Below are 3,096 nucleotides of genomic sequence, written 5' to 3'. Positions count from 1 at the left end.
AACTGATAACTGATAACTGATAACTGATAACTGATAACTGATCACTGATAACTGATAACTGATAACTGATAACTGATAACTGATAACTGATAACTGATAACTGATAACTGATAACTGATCACTGACTCAATGTTCGACAAAGATAAGCAAAAATTATTCATTGACTCCAAAAACTTGAGAATATTTAAATTAACATTTCGCAATATTTACAAATTCTTAAGAATTAATTGAGAAAGATTTTTATTTAACAACGATGTTACAGTGGTAACAGCGATTTTACTGAATTTCATAATGGGTTATCTTGTGCTTTTTTGGACAGCAAAGGTTGAAACCCTTGCCACACCTAGAAGGTGATCCCAATTAAGACGGTTAAATCAGTCAATTTCACCCACAACGATGATCTTTTTTTTGTGTAGTTTTATTGCAAAGAAAAAGTTTTTTTGACAAAAAGCAGAAAGTATGTAGGAGTAGTTATGGCAGAGTGGGGAAGTGGGGTGTGGGGTGTGGGGTGTGGGGGGACGGAGTAGGGGAGCAGGGAGAAAAAACTGATGACTGATGACTGATAACTGATAACTGATTACTGATTACTGACCCCTCATAGATTTTTACTTAACTTTATGTCTTTGGTAATTTGTACGGGTTTTCATGATTCTAGATTGACCGAGGATTTTTTAGGACATCTGGGGAGCAAATCGGTCAAATTAAGTCCCTATATTATTATTTCGCCTTTTTCTTGCTTAAATGAAGCTTTATCACTGGGAGAAGCTCTAACCTTGATTGGGTTTAGTGCGGGGGTGGTAAATGCGATCGCTTTAGCTCATTATTGGCAAGCTCAAGGGGCGACAATTCGAGCTTTAATAGCTCTAGACGGGTGGGGAGTGCCATTAATCGGTAATTTTCCCATTTATCGCCTGAGTCACGATTATTTTACCCATTGGAGTTCCTGTTTACTGGGTAGCGGTGGAGAAAATTTTTATGCGGATCCGCCTGTGGATCATCTTAGCCTTTGGTCGTCCCCCGATCGAGTGACCGGTTGGTCTATCAATGGTAATTTTGTCCAACGCACCACAGCGTTAACTTTTTTATCTCAAATCGGTCGGGCGAGAATCAATTAACTATAATTAGGTAGTCCCCTCCCTATCTTTCCTATTTCTTTACCGCTGCTGATTTATGAGTACATCCGTTCCGAGTTCTTCAATTCTCTTGGTGGGAATTGAGGAGAATATCGCTAAACTAGCTAGTGCGGACTTGAAAGAAGCAGGTTATCGTCCCCTGATCGTGCCTAGCATTGATATCGCTTTCCCAGAAGTGAAAAGTTGGCAGCCAGCGATGATTATACTCGATCGCTTCCTCGCAGCGGAGGCCGGTGTGAATTTTTGTAGTCGTTTACGTTCCCAGGGAAGTCGCGTTTATATTATTTTGTTAGTATCTCAAGAAACCCTAGAAGAACGTCTCGCCTGTTTGGAAGCGGGAGCCGACGATTATTTTCTCAAACCCTATAATTCGCAATCTTTTCTCAAATTAATCCGTTTTTACCTGCAACCTCTGGAAATTACCCCCGAACAATTGGGTTTCGGTGACTTAGTATTAGATTTAGCCAGTCGTCGTCTCTCCTATAAAAACAAAAATATTGAGTTGACGATGAAGGAATTTGAACTGCTGCGCTACCTCATGACTCACCCCAAAGAAGTATTATCGAGGGATCAAATTCTCGAAAATGTCTGGGGAGACGAATTTCAAGGAGAATCAAACGTTATTGAGGTATATATTCGCTATTTACGCCTGAAGATGGAAGCTGGTGGTCAAAAACGCCTCATTCATACCGTGCGCGGTGTCGGCTACGTTTTAGGGGAATCTTAACAGTAATCAGTGATCAGTGATCAGTAATCAGTAGATTGCTTTTATTTATTCTCCCTGCTCCCCAGTCCCTAATTCCTAATTCCCGCTCCCTGCTCCCCAGTCCCTAATTCCTAATTCATATCACTGATTACTGTTTACTGATCACTGAAAAGCCCCACCACCCTAGTCAAGGGCTGCTATTCAATCTGGATGGAGTTGGGGGAATCGATAGGAGGGGTGGAACTTCCCGGAGTGATAGTTTGACGGTATTGACTATAAAGACGGTCGCGCCAGGCAAAAAAGCCCTCGTAGGCGCTATTATCGGCTAACCCTGGGATCCCCTTGCCTTGCAATTCCCTGGGTAAGTTGAGATAGGAACCCTGGGGAAACTGAAGCAGTACACTTAATCCCGCCACGGCTAAATCGGCTAAACTGGGCTGATCCCCGACTAAATAGGGACGATTGGCTAAAATGAGGTTCAAAGCTTCTAAATCCTGTTGTAGCCCTTTTTTCGCCGTATTGATAGCATCTTTTCCCAGACCTACACCCGCCCCCAAAATATCAATTAATTCCCCTGGCATAGAACCCAGCAACAAGCGCATAAAACCGGGAGTTTCCTGGGGTAAAAAGGCGGTACGAAAGTTTTGATTTTGGGCAAAAGCGCCGAGAAAAGCGGTTCTTCCTTTTAATCCCAGGGATTCATCGGCCCATTCTTCGATTAATAAACATTGACCCCGTTGGAGGGGATCTGTGGGGATAATTGGTTTTTCAGGATACTTGCGATCGAGATAAAAAGCAATCTCCGTCGAGTCAGCAATATAAGTATCGCCATCCTTGAGGACGGGAACCTGTCGCTGTCCGGAAAGACGGAATAATTCCAATTGTCCCACCCCCGGCACCACGTCCCTTTTTTTATAGGCAAGACCTTTATAGTCGAGGATGAGACGGACTTTCTCACAATAGGCAGATAATTCAAATTGGTAGAGTTCTAGCATGGGATGATATGGCCTCTCGATAAATCAGTTTCTCCCTGATTACTCTAACCCTATCGGGCATCAATCGCCTAAACCTAAAGACTTTACTCCGATTTTACTCAAACATTTGTACTAAAAACGAGAAAGGCGAAAAAATAATCTTTTGCTATACTTTAGACGTTCATAATCTGAGATTTATTAAACTTCTGAAATCGTAGAGTCAGCAAGGAATCCAGTTCTTTTTTATGTTTCAAATGGGCATCATTCAAACATTCATAAATGG

At 42.1% G+C, this 3,096-nt stretch carries 3 protein-coding genes and 1 pseudogene; 2 read left to right on the top strand and 2 right to left on the bottom strand.

Features of this window, described 5'->3' with window-relative positions:
* Nucleotides 1-617: 617 nt before the first annotated feature.
* Both EWV66_RS00425 and nblR read left to right on the top strand, forming a co-directional pair.
* Nucleotides 618-1,115 carry a hypothetical protein gene (locus EWV66_RS00425; protein WP_052277461.1) on the top strand — a complete coding sequence of 166 codons (498 nt, stop codon included), beginning with the start codon at nucleotides 618-620 and terminating at the stop codon, nucleotides 1,113-1,115.
* Nucleotides 1,116-1,170: 55 nt separating this feature from the next.
* Entirely contained in the window at nucleotides 1,171-1,860 is a 690-nt protein-coding gene (nblR, locus tag EWV66_RS00420; protein WP_287107123.1) for a response regulator transcription factor NblR, read from the top strand.
* 176 nt (nucleotides 1,861-2,036) lie between these two features.
* On the opposite strand, the gene EWV66_RS00415 is transcribed toward nblR, so the two are convergent.
* Both EWV66_RS00415 and EWV66_RS00410 read right to left on the bottom strand, forming a co-directional pair.
* Nucleotides 2,037-2,834, bottom strand: a complete 798-nt coding sequence (locus EWV66_RS00415; protein ID WP_287107122.1) for a glutathione S-transferase — start codon at nucleotides 2,832-2,834, stop codon at nucleotides 2,037-2,039.
* Nucleotides 2,835-2,986: 152 nt separating this feature from the next.
* A pseudogene (locus EWV66_RS00410) lies at nucleotides 2,987-3,096 on the bottom strand (IS630 family transposase); the annotation flags it as partial.

The sequence above is a fragment of the Microcystis sp. M_OC_Ca_00000000_C217Col genome (assembly GCF_007095585.1).
GTDB classification, from domain to species: domain Bacteria; phylum Cyanobacteriota; class Cyanobacteriia; order Cyanobacteriales; family Microcystaceae; genus Microcystis; species Microcystis panniformis.
Note: the sequence above shows the minus strand (reverse complement) of the source record. Positions and strands in the feature narration are given on the sequence as shown.

Bases quoted from the DNA above. Each gene is read 5' to 3' on its own strand.
- EWV66_RS00425 (WP_052277461.1), top strand. From the start codon at position 618: ATGTCTTTGGTAATTTGTACGGGTTTTCATGATTCTAGATTGACCGAG.
- nblR (WP_287107123.1), top strand. From the start codon at position 1,171: ATGAGTACATCCGTTCCGAGTTCTTCAATTCTCTTGGTGGGAATTGAG.
- EWV66_RS00415 (WP_287107122.1), bottom strand. From the start codon at position 2,834: ATGCTAGAACTCTACCAATTTGAATTATCTGCCTATTGTGAGAAAGTC.